The organism is Streptomyces ruber, assembly GCF_014648075.1.
GTDB lineage: Bacteria > Actinomycetota > Actinomycetes > Streptomycetales > Streptomycetaceae > Streptomyces > Streptomyces ruber.
This window is the reverse complement of the sequence record NZ_BMQK01000002.1, coordinates 584,933-602,707: the sequence shown is the minus strand read 5'-3', so window position 1 is coordinate 602,707 and position 17,775 is coordinate 584,933. Positions and strand designations below refer to the sequence as shown.

17 protein-coding genes are annotated in these 17,775 nt (G+C 71.1%); 9 read left to right on the top strand and 8 right to left on the bottom strand.

All coding sequences use genetic code 11. The features are described 5' to 3' along the window. Positions 1 to 72: 72 nt before the first annotated feature. From drrA to IEZ04_RS07135, 3 genes are all read left to right on the top strand, one after another. Positions 73 to 1,062, top strand: coding sequence for a daunorubicin/doxorubicin transporter ATP-binding protein DrrA (gene drrA, locus IEZ04_RS07145; protein WP_229820873.1), 990 nt, complete (start codon positions 73 to 75; stop codon positions 1,060 to 1,062). After that, entirely contained in the window at positions 1,059 to 1,907 is an 849-nt protein-coding gene (drrB, locus tag IEZ04_RS07140; protein ID WP_189215829.1) for a daunorubicin/doxorubicin ABC transporter permease DrrB, read from the top strand. Before drrA ends, drrB begins: the two co-directional genes overlap by 4 nt. Positions 1,908 to 2,019: 112 nt before the next feature. Further along, on the top strand, positions 2,020 to 3,597 hold the full coding sequence (locus IEZ04_RS07135) for an FAD-binding oxidoreductase (RefSeq protein WP_189215828.1): 1,578 nt from the start codon (positions 2,020 to 2,022) through the stop codon (positions 3,595 to 3,597). Here IEZ04_RS07135 and IEZ04_RS07130 read toward each other — a convergent pair. Together IEZ04_RS07130 and IEZ04_RS07125 are read right to left on the bottom strand one after the other, a co-directional pair. Next, positions 3,590 to 4,819 (bottom strand): class I SAM-dependent methyltransferase, encoded by a 1,230-nt coding sequence (locus tag IEZ04_RS07130; RefSeq protein ID WP_189215827.1) that lies wholly within the window; start codon positions 4,817 to 4,819, stop codon positions 3,590 to 3,592. The genes IEZ04_RS07135 and IEZ04_RS07130 overlap by 8 nt on opposite strands. Before the next feature lie 52 nt (positions 4,820 to 4,871). Continuing rightward, positions 4,872 to 5,651 carry a cyclase family protein gene (locus tag IEZ04_RS07125; RefSeq protein ID WP_189216040.1) on the bottom strand — a complete coding sequence of 260 codons (780 nt, stop codon included), beginning with the start codon at positions 5,649 to 5,651 and terminating at the stop codon, positions 4,872 to 4,874. 163 nt (positions 5,652 to 5,814) lie between these two features. Between IEZ04_RS07125 and dnmZ the strand changes: the two genes are divergently transcribed. From dnmZ to IEZ04_RS07110, 3 genes are read left to right on the top strand one after another with little or no spacing between them, the layout of a single operon-like run. After that, positions 5,815 to 7,032: an amino sugar nitrososynthase DnmZ gene (dnmZ, locus tag IEZ04_RS07120; RefSeq protein ID WP_189215826.1), complete on the top strand. Its 1,218-nt coding sequence runs from the start codon at positions 5,815 to 5,817 to the stop codon at positions 7,030 to 7,032. Between the two features lie 40 nt (positions 7,033 to 7,072). Continuing rightward, entirely contained in the window at positions 7,073 to 7,711 is a 639-nt protein-coding gene (locus IEZ04_RS07115; protein ID WP_189215825.1) for a dTDP-4-dehydrorhamnose 3,5-epimerase family protein, read from the top strand. A 7-nt stretch (positions 7,712 to 7,718) separates the two neighbouring features. Next, the gene (locus IEZ04_RS07110) at positions 7,719 to 8,642 is read left to right on the top strand and encodes an NAD-dependent epimerase/dehydratase family protein (protein ID WP_189215824.1); all 924 of its coding nucleotides are present in this window, start codon (positions 7,719 to 7,721) and stop codon (positions 8,640 to 8,642) included. A gap of 3 nt (positions 8,643 to 8,645) precedes the next feature. On the opposite strand, the gene IEZ04_RS07105 is transcribed toward IEZ04_RS07110, so the two are convergent. From IEZ04_RS07105 to IEZ04_RS07080, 6 genes are all read right to left on the bottom strand, one after another. Next, positions 8,646 to 9,758: a DegT/DnrJ/EryC1/StrS family aminotransferase gene (locus IEZ04_RS07105; RefSeq protein ID WP_189215823.1), complete on the bottom strand. Its 1,113-nt coding sequence runs from the start codon at positions 9,756 to 9,758 to the stop codon at positions 8,646 to 8,648. A gap of 22 nt (positions 9,759 to 9,780) precedes the next feature. Continuing rightward, positions 9,781 to 10,518, bottom strand: coding sequence for an AfsR/SARP family transcriptional regulator (locus IEZ04_RS07100; protein ID WP_308429783.1), 738 nt, complete (start codon positions 10,516 to 10,518; stop codon positions 9,781 to 9,783). 364 nt (positions 10,519 to 10,882) lie between these two features. After that, positions 10,883 to 12,151: a cytochrome P450 gene (locus IEZ04_RS07095; protein ID WP_189215821.1), complete on the bottom strand. Its 1,269-nt coding sequence runs from the start codon at positions 12,149 to 12,151 to the stop codon at positions 10,883 to 10,885. Then, positions 12,148 to 12,978 (bottom strand): VOC family protein, encoded by an 831-nt coding sequence (locus IEZ04_RS07090; protein WP_189215820.1) that lies wholly within the window; start codon positions 12,976 to 12,978, stop codon positions 12,148 to 12,150. The genes IEZ04_RS07095 and IEZ04_RS07090 overlap by 4 nt, the downstream gene beginning before the upstream one ends. An 82-nt stretch (positions 12,979 to 13,060) precedes the next feature. Beyond that, positions 13,061 to 13,924: an SDR family NAD(P)-dependent oxidoreductase gene (locus IEZ04_RS07085; RefSeq protein ID WP_189215819.1), complete on the bottom strand. Its 864-nt coding sequence runs from the start codon at positions 13,922 to 13,924 to the stop codon at positions 13,061 to 13,063. Next, complete coding sequence (locus IEZ04_RS07080) at positions 13,921 to 14,175, bottom strand: acyl carrier protein (RefSeq protein WP_189215818.1); 255 nt, start codon at positions 14,173 to 14,175, stop codon at positions 13,921 to 13,923. Before IEZ04_RS07080 ends, IEZ04_RS07085 begins: the two co-directional genes overlap by 4 nt. Positions 14,176 to 14,403: 228 nt before the next feature. Between IEZ04_RS07080 and IEZ04_RS07075 the strand changes: the two genes are divergently transcribed. The 3 genes from IEZ04_RS07075 to IEZ04_RS07065 are packed head-to-tail and all read left to right on the top strand — an operon-like array spanning position 14,404 to position 17,772. Next, positions 14,404 to 14,859 (top strand): nuclear transport factor 2 family protein, encoded by a 456-nt coding sequence (locus IEZ04_RS07075; RefSeq protein WP_189215817.1) that lies wholly within the window; start codon positions 14,404 to 14,406, stop codon positions 14,857 to 14,859. Between the two features lie 2 nt (positions 14,860 to 14,861). Next, positions 14,862 to 16,433 carry an NDP-hexose 2,3-dehydratase family protein gene (locus IEZ04_RS07070; protein WP_229820871.1) on the top strand — a complete coding sequence of 524 codons (1,572 nt, stop codon included), beginning with the start codon at positions 14,862 to 14,864 and terminating at the stop codon, positions 16,431 to 16,433. 7 nt (positions 16,434 to 16,440) lie between these two features. Beyond that, complete coding sequence (locus IEZ04_RS07065; RefSeq protein ID WP_189215816.1) at positions 16,441 to 17,772, top strand: activator-dependent family glycosyltransferase; 1,332 nt, start codon at positions 16,441 to 16,443, stop codon at positions 17,770 to 17,772. The last annotated feature ends 3 nt before the right edge of the window (positions 17,773 to 17,775 follow it).

The following is a 17,775-nucleotide window of genomic DNA, read 5'->3' as shown; positions in this document are numbered from 1 at the left end:
CGTGAAGACGAGTGACCGAAAAGAAGCACAGTGCACGTTATGTCCGCTCCACGTGACCACTGGGGGCGTTCTGTGAGTACGCAGCCGACATGGGCCATCGAGACGTCCGGCCTCGTCAAGGTCTACGGCAGAACGAGGGCGGTGGACGGCCTCGATCTGAAGGTCCCGGCCGGGCTCGTCTACGGAATCCTGGGACCGAACGGCGCCGGCAAGTCCACCACCATCCGCATGCTGGCGACACTGCTGCGACCGGACGGCGGCACGGCCCGGATCTTCGGTCACGACGTGCTGGGCGAACCCGACTCGGTGCGTCGCAGGATCAGCGTCACCGGCCAGTACGCCTCCGTCGACGAAGGACTGACCGGCCTGGAGAACCTCGTCCTCATGGGCCGGCTCCAGGGCTACTCCTGGGCCCGGGCCAGGGCACGCGCCACCGAGCTGATCGACGGCTTCGGGCTCGGCGACGCCCGCGACCGGCTCCTTCGGACCTATTCCGGCGGTATGCGGCGCAGGCTCGACATCGCCGCGAGCATCGTCGTCACCCCCGATCTCCTCTTCCTGGACGAACCGACCACCGGCCTCGACCCGCGCAGCCGCACCCAGGTCTGGGACATCGTCCGGGCACTGGTCGAGGCGGGCACGACGGTGCTGCTCACCACGCAGTACCTGGACGAGGCGGACCAGCTCGCCGACCGCATCGCGGTCATCGACCAGGGCCGCGTGATAGCCGAGGGCACCACCGGGGAGCTGAAGTCCTCGCTGGGCTCCGACGTCCTGCGACTGCGACTGCAGGACGCCCGGTGGCGTCCCGAGGCCGAACGCTTCCTGAGCGCGGAGCTGGGCGTCACGGTTCACCCCGGCTCCGACCCGACGACGCTGACCGCCCGGGTGACCGACACCCAGGCGGTCATGCGAGCCCTCGCCGGGCTGTCGCGCACGGCGGTGGAGGTACGTGACTTCTCCCTCGGCCAGTCCAGCCTCGACGAGGTGTTCCTGGCCCTGACCGGTCACAAGGCCGATGACCAGCACACCGGGAAGACGTCGGAGGAGGAGGCCGCATGACCACGGCTCAGCACACCACGCGGACCACGACCGTGGACGGCCGGCTGCGGACGGTACTGTCCGCGGGTGAACGGCCGCCCCGCGTGACGGCGGTGTCCGCCACCCTGACACATCTGTGGCGGGCGATGATGGCGTTCAAGCACTTCCCGGTGCAGCTGATCGACATCGTCCTCATGCCGCTGATCTTCCTGCTGATGTTCACGTACCTCTTCGGAGGGGCGTTCGCGGACTCCACCGAGGAGTACCTGCAGTTCTACCTGCCGGGCGTGATGGTGCAGGCGGTCGTCATGATGACCGTCTACACGGGCACCTCGCTCAACACGGACATCCACAAGGGCGTCTTCGACCGTTTCCGGACGCTGCCCTTCTGGCAGCCCGCAACGCTGGCCGGCAGCCTCCTCGGTGACGTGCTCCGTTACGTGGTCGCCCTGACGACCACCGTGCTCCTCGGCCTGCTGCTCGGCTTCCGTCCGGACGGCGGCGCTCTCGGCGTCGTCCTGGCGATGCTGGTGCTCATCGTCTTCGGCTTCAGTGTGAGCTGGATCTTCGCCGCCCTGGGCGTGGTGGCGAGCGAGCCGGAACGGGTCTCGGGGACCAGCATGATCGTGCTCTACCCGCTGCTCTTCATGAGCAACATCTTCGTCATGCCGGAGACGATGCCGGGCTGGATGCAGGGCGTCGTGGACGCCAACCCGATGAGCCACGCCGCGACGGCCTCCCGCGCACTCATGCACGGGAGCGCCGACTTCTGGGACGTGGGCCTGGTCCTCTGCGTCTGCGTCGGTCTGGTGGCCGTCTTCGGACCGCTGACCATGCGTCTGTACCGCACCAAGAATGCCCGCTGAGACCGCGTGCCGGAGTGCCGCTCGCACCGCGCTGGAGCGATGTTGAGGGGGTGTGAGCGGCACACCTAGTGTCCCGGGGACAGATCGCCGACACCAGGAAGGGGCGTCTCCCTTGACCCGGTATCCGCAGAGTTCCCCGGCACCGCACCCGTCGGTTCGTCCGCCGGCTGTCGTCGAGCGGCACGATCCCCGCTACGCCGACCTGGTCGGCCGCGGCATCAACGCCCGTTTCCGTCCCGCCCCCGACACGATCCAGGTGGTGGCCTCCGCCGGACAGGCCTTGCGGGCCGTCGAGGACAGCGTGCGCGACGGCAGGCGGCTGGCGGTTCGCAGCGGGGGCCACTGTTTCGAGTCCCTGGTGGACGACCCCGCCGTCGCCACGGTGATCGATGTGTCCGAGATGAGGTCGGTGTCCTACGACGAGGAGCTGAACGCGTTCTCCGTCGACTCGGGAGCCACTCTCGGCACCATGTACCGAAGCCTCTACCTCGGGTGGGGCGTGACCGTCCCGGCCGGCCGCTGCCCCGACGTGGGGGTCGGCGGCCATGTGGCGGGCGGCGGCGGCGGAGCGCTGTCGCGCCGGTACGGGTTGTCGGTCGACCACCTCTACGGGATCGAGGTCGTGGTGCCCGCTTCCACCGGGCGGGCCCGGCTGGTGCGGGCGACCAGGGAGCCGTCCGACCCCCACCGTGACCTTTGGTGGGCGCACACCGGCGGGGGCGGGGGCAGCTTCGGTCTGGTCACGCGCTATCTGTTCCGCTCCCCGGACACGGACACCGGCTCCCGGTCGCGGCCCGCGGACCCGGGCCGGCTGCTGCCCAGGCCGCCGGCCGCGGTGCTCCGCAAGACGGCACGCTGGGACTGGCAGGACGTCGACGAAGCCGCGTTCCTCGCCCTGGTGCGGAACTTCGGCACGTGGCACGAGCAGCACGCGGCTCCCGGCGATCCTGGCGCCCGGCTCGACAACAGCCTCGCCCTGCCGCGGGCCGGCGGCGGGCCCCTCACACTGGAGACGGCCGTCGACGCCACCCGGCCCGACGCGGAGGAGCTCACCGACGGGTTCATCGCGGAAGTGTCGAGGAACGTCGGTGTGCGCCCGGTGGTCTCGGTGACGACGCTGCCCTGGCTGACGGCGACCCTCGTCCCGGACGAGTTCGCGGGGGTCAAGGGCCGGTTCAAGTCCAAAGCGGCCTTTCTGCGCACCGGGTGGACCGAACAGCAGGCCCGGCTGGTGCACAGACGCCTCACCGACGTGTCCGGGTACCACAACCCCGCGGCGACGGTTTACCTGCTCTCGCACGGGGGCGAGGTCAACAGGGCCGGCCCGGCGGACACGGCCACGGCCCACCGGGACGCGGTACTCAAGACGTACTGGTCGGTGTTCTGGTTCGACGAAGGGGAGGACGCCCTCCACCTGGAGTGGGTGCGGGCGTCCTACGGGGAGGTCTTCGGCGACGCGGGCGGAGTGCCCGACCCGGACCGTGGTTACGGGGGCGCCTTCGTGAACTACGCCGACGCCGACCTGGCCGACCCGGTGCTCAATACCAGCGGCGTCCCCTGGCACCGCCTGTACTTCCGGGACAACTACGCGCCGCTCCAGCGGGTCAAGGAGCGCTGGGACCCGGGCAACGTCTTCCGGCACGCGCTGTCCGTCCGACTGCCCGGGGACGACGACACCGTGATCAGCTGATGCGGAACTCCGGGACGTAGAGGATCCAGCGGCCTCCCTGCTCCGTGAACGCCGCCTCCCGCGCACGGATCTCGTCGAGATGGTTCCAGGCGAAGAGCAGCGCGTAGTCGGGGTAGGGAGCCTTGAACTCCTCCGCCGAGCGGATGGGGATGTGTGACCCGGGGAGCCGACGGCCGATCTTGGCGGGCGTGGTGTCGTAGACGCACGGCAGCAGGTCGGTACCGATCCCGGCGTAGTTGAGGATGGTGGCGCTCTTGGCGGTCGCCCCGTACCCGACCACGTAGAAGCCGAGGTCGCGCAGTTCGCGCAGGCGAGACACGAGGTCCCAGCAGACCCGTCTGACCTCGGCACCGAACTTCTCCAGTGTCGTCAGGTCGGCGAGCCCGCGGCGGCTCTCCTCCGCGATGAGCTCGCCGACCTCCTTGCTCGGCCGCCGCCGGCCCGCACGGGCGATGGTGTAACGGACCTCGCCGCCGTGCACGGGCAGCCGCTCGACGTCGACCAGTTCGAACCCGAAGCGGCGGGCGGTGGTGTGCACCGACCGGGCGGTGAACAGGTAGAAGTGCTCGTCGTAGATCTGGTCGAAGGTGTTCTTCTCCACGATGTCGCCCAGGTACGGGTCCTCGAAGACGAAGACGCCGTCCGGGCCGAGCAGCGCGTCGACGCCCCGGAAGACGGAGTCGAGGTAGGGGATGTGGCAGATGGTGTTGGCCGCGTAGATGACATCGGCGGGTCCGTGTTCCTCGGCGATCTCCCGGGCGGTGGACTCCTCGAAGAACGCGGTCCGCACCTGGATGCCCTTGGCCCGGGACACCTCCGCGACGCCGCCGGAGGGCTCCACGCCCAGGTGCCGGACGCCGGCGTCGCGTACCGTACCGAGCATCACCCCGTCGTTGCTGCCGATCTCCACGCAGAACGGGTCCCGTCCGGTCAGCTCGGTGCTGATGAGCCGGTGGGCGGTGGAGGCGAAATGCTCGCGCATCCGCTCGGAACCCGACGAGTGGTACGGGTAGTCGTAGCGGAACATACGGTCCCGGGGCACCTCCTCCAGCAGCTGGACCATGGTGCACGTGGCGCACATCCCGACCGCGAGCCGGAAGAAGAACTCCTTGTCGAGTTCCTCCTCCGACGGAAAGAAGTCGGACAGCGGCTGGCGGCCGAAGTCGAAGAACTCCCGTACTCGGCCACCGCAGATACGACATGTCGTTTCGTTCGGCTCCATGATCCCTCCTGATGCTGGGCAGCCGCCGGGCCGTGGGCACCGCCCGGAACAGTCATTCGTCGACGAAGGCGACCGCGCGGGTCCACCCGGCACCCGCGCCGGTGATCTTGATCGGGAAGCACGCGACACGGAAGCCGTGGTCACCCGGCAGCGCGGCCAGGTTCCCCAGCCGCTCGATCTGGCAGTACTCCCGGTGGCGGCCGATGAAGTGGGCCGGCCAGAGGACCGACCGGTCCCCCGTCTCCAGGTACCGGCGGATGACGGCGCCGAAGGGCGCGTCCAGACTGAACGCATCGGTGCCGATGACCCGTACTCCCCGGTCGAGGAGCAGGTTCACGGCGGGACCGTCCAGACCGGTGAAGTCGGTGAAGTACCGTTCGGTCCCGGCCCAGGCGGAGGCGCCGGTGCGGAGCAGCACGATGGTGCCCGGCTCCGGCACGCGCCCGATCCGGACGAACGCCTCCTTCAGGTCCTCGACGCCGGCCGTCGGTCCCTCGCAGCCGGTGAGGTCGAGCAGCATCCCGGGCCCGTAGAACCAGTCGAGCGGGAGTTCGTCGATGTGCCGCGGCCTGCCGTCGCCGTAGTGAGCCCGCGAGCCGTAGTGGGAGGGGGCGTCCACGTGCGTGCCGGTGTGGGACGTGAGGGTGAGCCTGTCGAGCGACAGGAACTCGCCGTCGGGCAGATCGTCGGGGTCGAGATCCACGCCGAAGTGCCCCCGCATCTCCTCGCTCATGTGCACGGCGCCGTCCCGGGGGTCGAGCACCTCGTGTCGCACCTGGTCCGGTTCCCATCCCGACGCGTCCACCGCGGTGGAGATGTCGATGATGCGCATGGTCGTCGCCTCCGCTCTCTCGGGCCACCACAGCACACCGGCAGCTCCTCGAGCGGCGACGGAACACCGGTGGACCACGTGCCTCGCACCTTCGCTCCAGCGGCTCTCGAACACTGGTCGGCATCGTGGTTCCCGGTGTTGTCCCCCAGCCCATCGAGGAGCCATGACAGAGGCATCTGTGCACGACCCCGGTTCCCGGGCCGACTACGGCCTGCGCGAGCCCAGGACCGCAGCCGGGCAGCGGCTGCTCGACCTCATGGGGCGGTACCGGCCGGCCCTGGAGGCGGAGAGCCGGCAGAACGACCGTGAGGCGACCCTGCCCGTCCATCTCTTCGACCGGATGCGCAAGGAGGGAGTGCTGGGCGCCACCGTCCCGGAGGAGCTCGGAGGGCTCGGTGTACGGTCACTGCACGATGTCGCGCTCGCCCTCGCCCACGTCGCCGGCCGGGACGCGGGGGTGGCACTGGCACTGCACATGCAGTTCAGCCGGGGCCTGACACTGGACTTCGAGTGGCGGCACGGTACGCCGTCGACGCGACCGTTCGCCGAGGACCTGCTGCGGCAGATGGGTTCCGGTGAGGCCGTCGTGTGCGGCGCGGTGAAGGATGTGCGCGGCACCACCGTGCTCACGCGCGCCGGAAGCGGCTCCTACCGGCTGGACGGCCGCAAGACGCTGGTCAGTATGGCCGGCATCGCCACCCACTACGTGGTGTCGGCCCGTCTGGAGGAGGAGGGCGCCCCCGTCCGTCTGGCCGCGCCCGTGATCGCCCGCACGAGCCCCGGCCTCACCGTGCTGGACAACTGGGACGGGATGGGGATGCGGTCCTCGGGCAGCGTGGACATCGTCTTCGACGGTTGCCCCGTGGCGGAGGACCGAGTGCTGCCGCGCGGGGTGCCCGGAGTCCGGGACGATGCGGCGCTCGCGGGGCAGACGGTCAGCTCGATCGCCATGCTGGGCATCTACGTCGGCATCGCCGACTCCGCCCGCCGGATCGCCGTCGAGGAGCTGCGGCGGCGCGGCGGCACACCGCCGGCCGCCGTGCGGACCACCGTCGCCGAGATCGACGCACGGCTGTTCGCGCTGCACACGGCGGTGGCCAGCGCGCTGGCCACCACGGACCGGCTCTCCGACGACCTCGGCGGCGACCTCGGCGCGCGCGGCCGCGCGATGATGACGTCGTTCCAGTACGCCAAGCTGCTGGTCAACCGGCACGCCGTGAGTGTCGTGGACGACTGTGTGACCCTGGTGGGCGGTGCCGCCTACAGCAACTCGCATCCGCTGGCGCGCATGTACCGCGATGTCCGGGCGGGCGGGTTCATGCACCCCTACAACTTCACGGACGGCGTCGACTATCTGAGCGAAGCGGCGCTCGGGCGATGAGCGCCGGGCGAAGCGGAACCCTCGGAGCCGGAGGAGGGCGATGAAGGCACGGGAGCTGATGGTGGAGGGAGCGTTCACGTTCGCTCCGGAGGTGTTCCCGGACGAGCGGGGACTGTTCGTCTCACCGTTCCGGGAGGAGGCGTTCACGGCCGCGGTCGGCCACCCCCTCTTCCCGGTGCGGCAGACGAACCACAGCCTGTCGCGGCGGGGAGTGGTGCGGGGCGTGCATTACACGCTCACACCGCCGGGCTCGGCCAAGTACGTCTACTGCGCCCGCGGCAGGTCGCTGGACATCGTCGTCGACCTGCGGGTCGGCTCCCCGACCTTCGGCCGGTGGGACGCCGTCGAGCTGGAGCCCCGGGACTTCCGGACGGTGTACTTCCCGGTCGGGGTGGGACACGCGTTCGTGGCTCTGGAGGACGACACCGTCATGTCGTACATGCTGTCCGGGGAGTACGTCCCGGCGAACGAGCTCGCCGTGTCGGTGCTGGACCCCGCACTCGGGCTGCCCGTGCCCGGCGACCTGGAGCCGGTGCTGTCCGAGCGGGACCGGGTCGCGCCCACCATGGAGCAGGCCCGGCTCGCCGGCGCCCTTCCGGAGTACGCCGCGTGCCGGGCGGTCGAGTCGACGCTGTGGCCGTCGGCCGGAGGGCGCGCCACGACTCGCGGGGACGGGTGAGGCCGGCATGCGGGTCGTGGTTCTGGGCGCGACGGGCAGTGTCGGCCGGCAGGTGTGCGCGGCGTACGCGGCGCGGGGGTGGGACGTGCACGGCGTGGCCCGGCGTCCGGCGCCGCACCTGACCGGCGTCGGCTTCACCGCCCTGGACCTCGCGGCCGCCGTCCCCGAGCGGATCGCCGCGGTGCTGGGCGATCCGCCGGCGGACGTCGTGGTCAATGCGGCGGGCGGCTGGGGCGACACGGAGGAGGAGATGACCTACTCGCATCTGCGGCTGGTGCGGCGCCTGGTCGAGGCTCTCGGGTCGGTGCCGCACCGGCCGCGCCTGGTGCACCTGGGTTCGGTGCACGAGTACGGCCCGGTCCCGGCCGGCACGCTGCTCCACGAGGACCTGGTGCCGGAGCCGGTCACACCCTACGCGCGCATCAAGCTGGAGACCTCGTCGGCCGTCCTGACCGCCGTGCGGGACGGCCTGCTGGACGCGGTGGTCCTGCGCGCGGCGAACATGTCGGGTCCCCACCCCCCGCAGGAGAGTTTCCTGGCGGCCCTGATGGCACGGGTGCGGACCGCGCTGGCGGACGGCGGGCGGCTGGAGCTGAGTGTCGCCGACGCCCGGCGGGACTACGTCGACGTACGGGATGTGGCGCGGGCGGTGGTCCGGGCCGGGCAGGCCCCGGCGGCCGGCGGACTGGTCGTCAACGTCGGGCGCGGCGAGGCCGTGCCGATCGGCGACCTGGTCGGCTGGCTCCTGGAGGCCGCCGCTTTCCCGGAGGACCGGACGGACCGCCGGGACCTCCCGGTGCGGAGCAAGGGCGGCGACTGGACACAGCTGGACGTCACACGGGCGTGGCGCCTGCTGGACTGGACGCCGCGCATCGGCCTGCGGGACTCGGTGCACAGCATGTGGCGGGTCGCGCACGGTGCCGCCGCTTGAGACTCACAGGCTGCCGACGGTCTCCCGCACTGCGTCGATCACTTTCTCCTGCTCGTCGGCGCGCAGGGACGGGTACATCGGCAGGGAGAAGATCTGGTCGGCCAGCCGCTCGGTCACGGGCAGGTCGCCCCGGCCGTAACCGAGGTGGGCGAATCCGCTCATGGTGTGGACCGGCCACCGGTAGCTGATGTTCAGGTGGATGTCATGGGCGGTCAGCGCCTTGAGGATGCGGTCCCGTTCCGGGTGCCGGACCACGTACACGTAGTAGACGTGGTCGTTGCCCTCCGCCGTCCTGGGCAGCACCAGGCCGTCGAGGTCGCCGAGTCCCTCCTCGTAGCGGCGGGCGACGGCACGGCGGCCTTCGACATAGGCGTCGAGGCGGCGCAGCTTCCGGCGCAGGATCTCGGCCTGCACCTCGTCGAGCCTGCTGTTGTGCCCGGGGGTGTCCACGACGTAGTAGCGCTCCTCCATCCCGTAGTAGCGCAGGCGCCGCAGGCGCTGGTCGACGTCGGCGTCCTGGGTGCCCACGGCGCCACCGTCACCGTAGGCACCGAGGACCTTGGTCGGGTAGAAGGAGAAGGCCGCCGCGTGGCCGTCGGTGCCGACCAGCCGCCCGTGACGCCGTGCACCGTGTGCCTGGGCGCAGTCCTCCAGCACCTTCAGGCCCTTCTCGGCGGCGAGCCGGAGCACGGGGGCCATGTCCACGCTCTGTCCGTACAGATGGACGGGAAGCAGGCACCGGGTACGCGGGCCGATCACCGACCGGAGCTGATCGGTGTCCATGAGGTAGTCCTCCTCGCGCACGTCGACGAAGACGGGTGTGGCGCCGACGGCGTCGATGGCGACCACGGTGGGAGCGGCCGTGTTGGAAACGGTCACGACCTCGTCCCCGGGGCCGATCCCGAGCGCACGGAGACCGAGAACCAGCGCGTTGGTGCCGTTGTCGACGCCGGCGCAGTACGACAGGCCGTGGTATGCGGCGAATTCCTCCTCGAAAGCGCGGACACTGCTTCCAAGAATGAGCCGGCCGGATTCGAAGACGGTCTCGACCGCGTCGAGAATGTCGGCGCGTTCTTCCCGGTATTCGTTGAGGTACTGCCAGACGTGGGTGGACACGTGACTCCTTCTCAGGGCGCGGTCAGGCGATTACGACGGAAGCGGCCGTCGGCACTTCGGGGCCGATCCGGTCGATGCCGGGATCGGCTCGCAGAATTGCGTGCTGAAGGTGCTGGAGACGGGCGGACGGTTCGACGCCGAGTTCGTTCACCAGCGTCTTGCGCAGCTTGATGAAGGCTTCGAGGGCCTGGCTGGTGCGGCCCGAACGGTGCAGGGCGATCATGAACTGGGCCCACAGGTTCTCGTGCATGGGATGGCGTGCGGTGAGCGCCGACAGCTCGGGCAGCAGGCTCGTGTGCCGGCCCAGCCGCAGGTCGGTCTCCACACGGGCCTCCAGGACACCGAGCCGGCTCTCCTCCAGGCGCGCCACCTCCATGCCGATCCGCATGCCGGCATGCACGTCCACGAGCGCGTCGCCGCGCCACAGGCCGAGGGCCTGGCGGTAACGCGCGGACGCCAGGTCGAGGTTTCCCTTCCCGAAGGCCCGTTTGCCCTCCTCGGCGAGGCGCTCGAAGGCGTGGACGTCGGTGCAGGTGCGGCTCACGTCGAGCAGATAGCCGCCGTAGCAGGTGCGCAGCACGTCCTTGGCGGGTCCGTTGTGGCTCGCGCCGAGGGCCACCGTGATGCCCCGGCGCACCTGGAGGATGTAGGTCTGCAGCGTGGTCAGCGCGCTGGCCGGGGGCTGGGTTCCCCAGAGCTCTTCGATGAGTGCGGGCACTTTCACGACCGTGCCCGCCTGCAGCGCAAGGAGCGAGAACACCTGTCGAGGTTTACGGGCTATCGGTGTCACCGATATGCCGTTCTTGTGTGCGACGAGTGGACCCAACATATTGATCTGCATTGCCGGTGCTCCCTCTGTGGCCTTCCATTGGCGTCAGCAGGTGGAATATCTCCGGCGACCGAAGGATCGCTTCGGGCGGCCCCGTTTGCTTGGTACATCCTCGCAAGGAAATGCGCGCCGTAGAAGTGTGTACGGCACCGGCTGAGGTGAATTCATCACATCCTGGCATGCGGGAGTCACGGTGGGCGCCCACGGGACGTGTCCGCCGCGGCACCGGCGCACACGGCGACCGCCCACCGCGTCATTCACGGTGGGCGGTCCCCGACCGGTGGCGGCCGGCCGGTCAGCGCAGCCAGGCGGGCAGCCCGGTGAGCCGCGCCGTCTGCGCCCCCTGCCGGCTCCACCGCAACTCGTCGTACGGCACGGCCAGTCGTGCCGCGGGGAACCGGTTGCGCAGCACGCCGATCATCGTGCGCGATTCCAGCTGGGCCAGTTGCTCACCGATGCAGTAGTGCGGGCCGTCGCCGAATGTGAGCCGCCGGTACGACGGGCGGTCCGGGTGGAAGCCGTGCGGGTCGTCGTGGTGGCGAGCGTCGGTGTTGATGCCCTCGATGTCCACGAGCACCGGCGCTCCACGCGGCAGCCTGACTCCGCCGATGGTCACTTCCGTGGCGGCGAACCGCCACAACGTGTACGGCACCGGCGGGTGGTGACGCAGCGCCTCCTCCACGAATCGCGAGACGGCGTCGTCGTCGGCGTCCGGCGCGAGGTGACCCGCCAGGAACTCCGCGAGCAGGAAGCCCAGGAAGGAACCGGTCGTGTCGTGACCCGCGAAGATGAGCCCCGTGATCATGTAGATGAGCTGGTCGTCGGTGACGGAGCCGAACTCGGCCGTCGCCCGTTCGTACAGCACGCGGGTCATGGTCTGCGTGTCGCTCCGTCGGGCGGAGCGCACGGCCTCGGAGAGCAGGCCCTCCAGTGCCGAGGTGTCCGGCACCTCCCCGTCCGCCCCCGTGCCGCCACCCCCGTCGCTCTGTGGGCCACCGAGCCCCAGGGCCTTGAGGACGCTCACGGCCTCCCGTGCCATCACCGGGTCGGTGACCGGCACCCCGAGCAGCTCGCAGATGACCAGCAGCGGGAAGTGGTAGGCGAACCCGCCGACCAGCTCGGCCGGTTCGCCCGACCGGTCGGAGACGTCGGCGAGCTCGGTGAGCAGCCGGCCGGCGATGACGGCGATCCGGTCCGCCCGCTCGGCCAGCCGACGCGGGTTGAAGGCGGGGGCGTGGATGCGGCGCAGCCGCCGGTGGTCCTCGCCGTCCACGGCGATGAGCGTGTAGGGACGCAGTTCGGGGACGGGGCGGTCGAGTCCGTCGTCCACTCCCCGCCAGGACGCGGGGGCGAGCTCGGGGTCCTTCACGAACCGTGGATCGGTCAGCACCTCACGGGCCACGGCGTCGTCGGTGACGACCCACGCGGGGCCACCCGCGGGGGCTCTCACCTCGACGACCGGGCCCGCCTCCCGGAAGGTGTCGTGCACCTCGGGCTTGCGCCGCATGGCCATCACGGGGCAGCCGAACGGTTCGGCGTCCACCCGGGGCGCGCCGGACGTCACGAGGCACCGCCCGCCGCCGCGGCGGAGGACCTGTCGTGCGGTTCGATCACCGAGAACCCGGCTCCGTGCGGGTCGAGCAGGTCCGCCCGCCGCCCCCTGGGCGTGTCAGCGGGTTCGTTCTCCACGGAGCCGCCCAGCTCCACGGCGCGCCGGGCCGTGGCGTCACAATCGCCCACCGCGAACAGCACGGCCCAGTGCGGCCGTACCGCGCCGGTGACGCCCAGCTCGCGGGTACCGGCGACCGGGTCGTCCCCGAGGTGCCAGACCGGGTCGGTCACCCCCTCCAGGCCCGTGTCCACCGGAGTCAGTCCGAGCGTGGCCGGGTAGAAGGCCCGGGAGCCGTCGACGTCACCGGTCACCAGCTCGACCCAGCCGACGGAGCCGGGGACGCCGGTCACCTCGGCCCCTTCCATGACTCCCTTGCGCCAGACCGCGAACGCCGCCCCGGCACGGTCGGCGAAGACCGCCATCCGGCCGAGGCCGAGGACGTCCATCGGGGTCATGATGACCTCACCGCCCGCCGCCCCGACCCGCTCGGTCAGGGCATCGGCGTCATCGGTGGCGAAGTACACGGTCCATATGGCCGGCATGCCGTGCTGGTCGTTCCCGGGCCCGTACGGCCGGTGGTACGGGGTGTCGATCTGGTGGCGGGCGACCGCGGCGACCAGTTTCCCGTCGTGGCTGAACGTCGTGTACCCGCCGGCCGCCGGATCGCTCACCACGGTGGCGGTCCAGCCGAACAGGCCGCTGTAGAAGTCCGCCGAGGCGGCGACGTCGGGCGAACCGAGGTCGAACCATGCGGGAGCGCCGGGCGCGAACCTGGTCACGAATCGTGTCCTTTCGGTGAAGCGGCACACGGGGTCCGTGTGCGCGTCGAGTCGGAGTGCGGGCACGGCCGAACAGTCACCGTCAGCCTGTGGTGCAGCCCACGGCGGCCTCGCTGGCCTCCCAGAGTCTGGCCGCGAGACCGGCGTCCGCCGTCGGGCCGCTGACCGGGGACAGCCGCCGATCCGTGTAGTAGCCGCCCGGGGTCAGCTCCCCGGCAGGTGCGGCCGCCAGCCACAGGAGGGTGTCGGCGCCCTTCGCCGCGGAGCGCAGGAAGGGATTGAACCGGAAGTACGACGAGGCGATCGTGCCCCGTCCGATGCGGGTGCGGACCTCTCCCGGATGATGGCTGACCGCCAGCACGTCCGGCCAGCGCCTGGCGGCCTCGGCGGCGGCCATGATGTTGGCCTGCTTGGACGTGCCGTACGCCTGGCCGGCGCTGTAACGGTGGCGGTCGCCGTTGAGGTCGTCCGGGTCGATCCGGCCCTGGGTGTACGCGTCGGACGAGGTGAGGATCAGCCGCCCGCCCGCAAGCCGGTCCCGCAGCAGCCGCGCCAGCAGGAAGCCCGCCAGGTGGTTGACCTGGATGGTGGCCTCGAACCCGTCCGCGGTCGTCGTGCGCGACCAGAACATGGCACCGGCGTTGCTGACCAGGACGTCGATGCGCGGGTAGCGCTCGCGCAGCTGTTCCGCCAGTCCGCGCACCTGCCGCAGTTCTGTGAAGTCCGTGCGGAAGGCCGCCGGGACGGGGCTTGCGGTCCGCCCGGCCTCCTCCGTGACCGTCCGGAGACGCTCGGCATCACGGCCGACGAGCACGACGTGGGCCCCCTGGCGGGCGATCGCGAGGGCGGCCGCCCGGCCGATACCGGACGTGGCCCCGGTGACCAGCACCGTGCGGCCCGCCAGCCCGTCCCGGGGGTGTCCGTGGCTCGGAGCGGCCGCCGTCATGCCGCCGCCCGCAGCCTCTCGTTGACGAACACCAGCAGGCCGTCCGGTGTCCTGATCTCGGACAGTTCCTCCTCGGGCAGCTTGACCCCGTAGGTCCGCTCGATACGGTTGACCGTCTCCAGGACGGCCAGGGAGTCGTACCCGAGGTCCTCGAACGTCATGGCTCCCGCGTCCGCCGGGTCGTGCGCCTCGTCCTCGCCCGTGCTCTGCCGCATGATCTCCCGCAGTTCCGTCAGGCTGAGCTCAGCCATTCCTCTCCTCCGTACCCGTCGCTGCACGTCTGCGCGGTCTCGTCGGGACCGCGGCGACCACCCTCGACGCGGGGCGTCCAGTCGCGCTGGAGCGGTGGTGGACCGGTCGTTGTCCGCCTTCCCTCCAGGCAGACGGCACAGGGTGGGGCACGGCCCCGGCCGGCGGGCGCGCCCGGCCGGGCCATGGACCGGGCCGACCAAGGCCACAGAGCGACCCAGGGGGCAACCATGGACACGTTTCCGGCGGCCGGCGGGCCGGCGACCGACTCGGCGGATGCGGCCGATCCCGCCGTCCACCTTCAGATACAGCGGTTCTACGCACGGCAGATGCAGCTTCTGGACGACGGCAGGGCCGAGGACTGGGCGCGTACGTTCGCCGACGACGGTGTCTTCGAGGTGGGCGGCGAGGCCGTCCGCGGGGCCACGGACATCGCGCGGGCGGCCCGGCGCACGGCTGACCGGTTCGCCGCCGACGGCATCACCCGCAGGCACTGGATCGGCATGCTGACCGTGGCCGGGAAGGGCGACGAGGTCACGGCCCGCAGCTACGCGGCGGTACTGGAGACACCGCGCGGCGGCGAGCCGGTGCTGCGCCGCAGCACGGTGTGCAGCGACATCCTGGTGCGGGTGGCCGACGAGTGGCGGGTCAGGCACCGTGTGGTCACCCGGGACGGGCTGGACTGACCATGGGCGACTTCCCCGCCCTGTCGGTGCGCCGTCACGACGACGCCGCACTGACCGCCCGGATCGCCCGGTCCGTTCTCGCCCGGGACGGTCTGGGCGGCATGGACCGCTTCTGGGCGTGGTACGCCGACCGCTCGGCCCGGGTCGTCCACCGCACCGAGCGGATCCCGCTCGACGCCCTCAAGGAGTGGGACCGCGACGCGGCCACGGGAACCATCTCCCACCGCACCGGGAAGTTCTTCGCCATCGAGGGCCTGGACGTCCGCATCCCGGGTGCACCCGTGCCGCATTGGTCCCAGCCGATACTGAACCAGCCGGAGGTCGGCATCCTCGGCTTCCTGGTGAAGGAGTTCGACGGGATCCCGCACTTCCTGGTACAGGCCAAGTTCGAGCCCGGCAACGTGGGCGGCCTGCAGCTCTCGCCGACCGTGCAGGCGACCCGGAGCAACTACACGCGGGTGCACGGCGGCAAGGCCATACCGTACCTGGAGCACTTCCGTGACACCGCCGGACGGCGGGTGATCGCCGACGTGCTCCAGTCCGAGCAGGGATCCTGGTTCTACCGCAAGCGCAACCGCAACATGGTCGTCCAGGTGACCGGCGACGTGCCGCTCCGCGCGGACTTCCACTGGCTGACGCTGGGTCAGCTGCACCGGCTGCTGGGTGTCGAGAACCTCGTGAACATGGATGCCCGGACGGTGCTCGCCTGTCTGCCGTTCGCGAGCCGGGGCCCGCACCCGCTGGCCGCTGCGGAACCGGCCGCGGCCGACGGCCCTGGGAACGCCCGGTCCGCGGGTACGGATCACCCCGGCGCTCCCGACGGCGGCGCGGGCCGTCCCGAAGCCGGCTTCCACCGGTCCGTCGTACGGTCGTGCACGGCCGCTGCGGGCAGCCTGCACAGCACCGTGGACATCGTCAGCTGGATCGCCGACCTGCGCAGCCGCACCGACGTGCACACTCGCCCGGCCGCCTTGAACGCGTTGCCGCACTGGTACGCGCGCGACGGTGTGATCGCCCACGAGAGCGGACGCTTCCTGCAGGTCATGGCCGTCGACGTGACGGCTGCCTCGCGGGAGGTGTCCGGGTGGAGCCAGCCGATGATCGAGCCCAGGGACCAGGGCGTCGCGGCATTCGTCGTCCGGCGGATCGACGGCGTCCTGCACGTCCTGGCGCACGCGCGCGTGGAGCCCGGCTACGTCGACGTCGTGGAGATCGCGCCCACCGTGCAGTGCACTCCGGGCAGTCTGGACGTCCTGCCGGCCGAAGCCAGGCCCCGCTTCCTCGACGCCGTGCTGGAGGCACCGCCCGAGCGCGTGCGCTACGCGACAGCACTCTCGGAGGAGGGCGGGCGCTTCCACCACGCCGTGAACACCTACATGATCGTCGAGGCCGACCGTGACATCCCGGACGGCGGTGCCTACCGCTGGCTGACGCTCCACCAGCTGGCCGAGCTGCTCCGGCACTCCCATTACGTCAACGTCCAGGCCCGCACCCTGGTCGCCTGTCTGCACAGTCTGTCCGTGGGCTCGCCCGTCATCCGATCGGCCGTGCCGTCCGCCCCGCCCCGGAGGTGAGTTGCCCGTGCGAGTCCTGTTCACGACCATGGCCGCGCGCTCCCACGTCTACGCCCAGGTCACCCTGGCGTCGGCGCTGCGGACCGCGGGGCACGAGGTCCTTGTGGCCAGCCAGCCCGACGTGCTCGACGACATCGTCCGGGCCGGCCTCACCGCCGTGAGGATCGGCGAGGACCTCAACATCGAGGAGGAGACCCGCGAGGCCAACGCCAGTTTCGAGGACGACCGCAACCTCGGCGGTCTCGCCATGAGCAACACCCGCTACGACCCGTATCCGTGGGATCACGCGCTCGGCATGTTCACCGCGATGACCGCCATGGTCTTCCAGAACGTCTGCCCCGAACCCATGGTCGACGACCTCGTCGCCCTCGCCCGTGACTGGCGGCCGGACCTCGTGATCTGGGATCCGCTGACGCTGGCCGGTCCGGTGGCCGCCCGGCTCAGCGGGGCGGCGCATGCCCGGTTGCTGTTCGGCCCGGACCAGATGGGCAGGAACAGGAAGGCCTTCCGCGCCCTGCTGGACCGGCAGCCGCCCGAGCTGCGGGACGATCCGCTGGCCGAGTGGCTCACCTGGACGCTGGAGCGGTGCGGCGGCAGCGCCGCGGACATGAGCGAGGAGCTCGTCCTCGGGCAGTGGACCGTCGATCCCACGCCGACGTCGATGCGCATCCCCCTGGATCTGCCCTACGTGCCGGTCCGCTACGTGCCGTACAACGGGCCCTCCCTGCTCCCGGACTGGCTGCGCGAACCGCCCCGCCATCCGCGGCGCCTGTGCCTGACGCTCGGGGTGTCCTTGGGCGAGGCGGCCGGCGCCGGTACGGTCGCGGCCTCCGACGTGCTGGCCGCCGTGGACGGTCTGGACGTGGAGGTCGTCGCCACCCTCCCGCGCGAACTGCGCGAAGGACTGGGTGCCCTGCCGCCGAACGTGCGGGCCGTGGACTTCGTCCCGCTGAACGCCCTGCTGCCGTCCTGCGCGGGCATCATCCACCACGGTGGGTCCGGCACCTTCATGACCGCACTGGTCCACGCGGTACCGCAGTTGATCGTGCCCGACATGATGTGGGACGCCATGGAGAAGGCGTACGGCCTGGCCCGCAGCGGGGCGGGCATGTACGTCGACGCGGGTGATGTCTCGCCGGAGCTGCTGCGCGAGCGCGTCCTCGCCCTGCTCGACGACCCGTCCTACGCCGCCGGAGCCCGCAGGGTGCGCACCGAGATGGTCGGAACGCCGAGTCCGAACGACATCGTGCCCGTGCTGGAGCGGCTGACCGCCGAGCACCGGGCCGGCGACACCGAGCGGCTCCCCTCGCTCAAGTCGCCTTCCACCGCGGCTCTCTAGCCT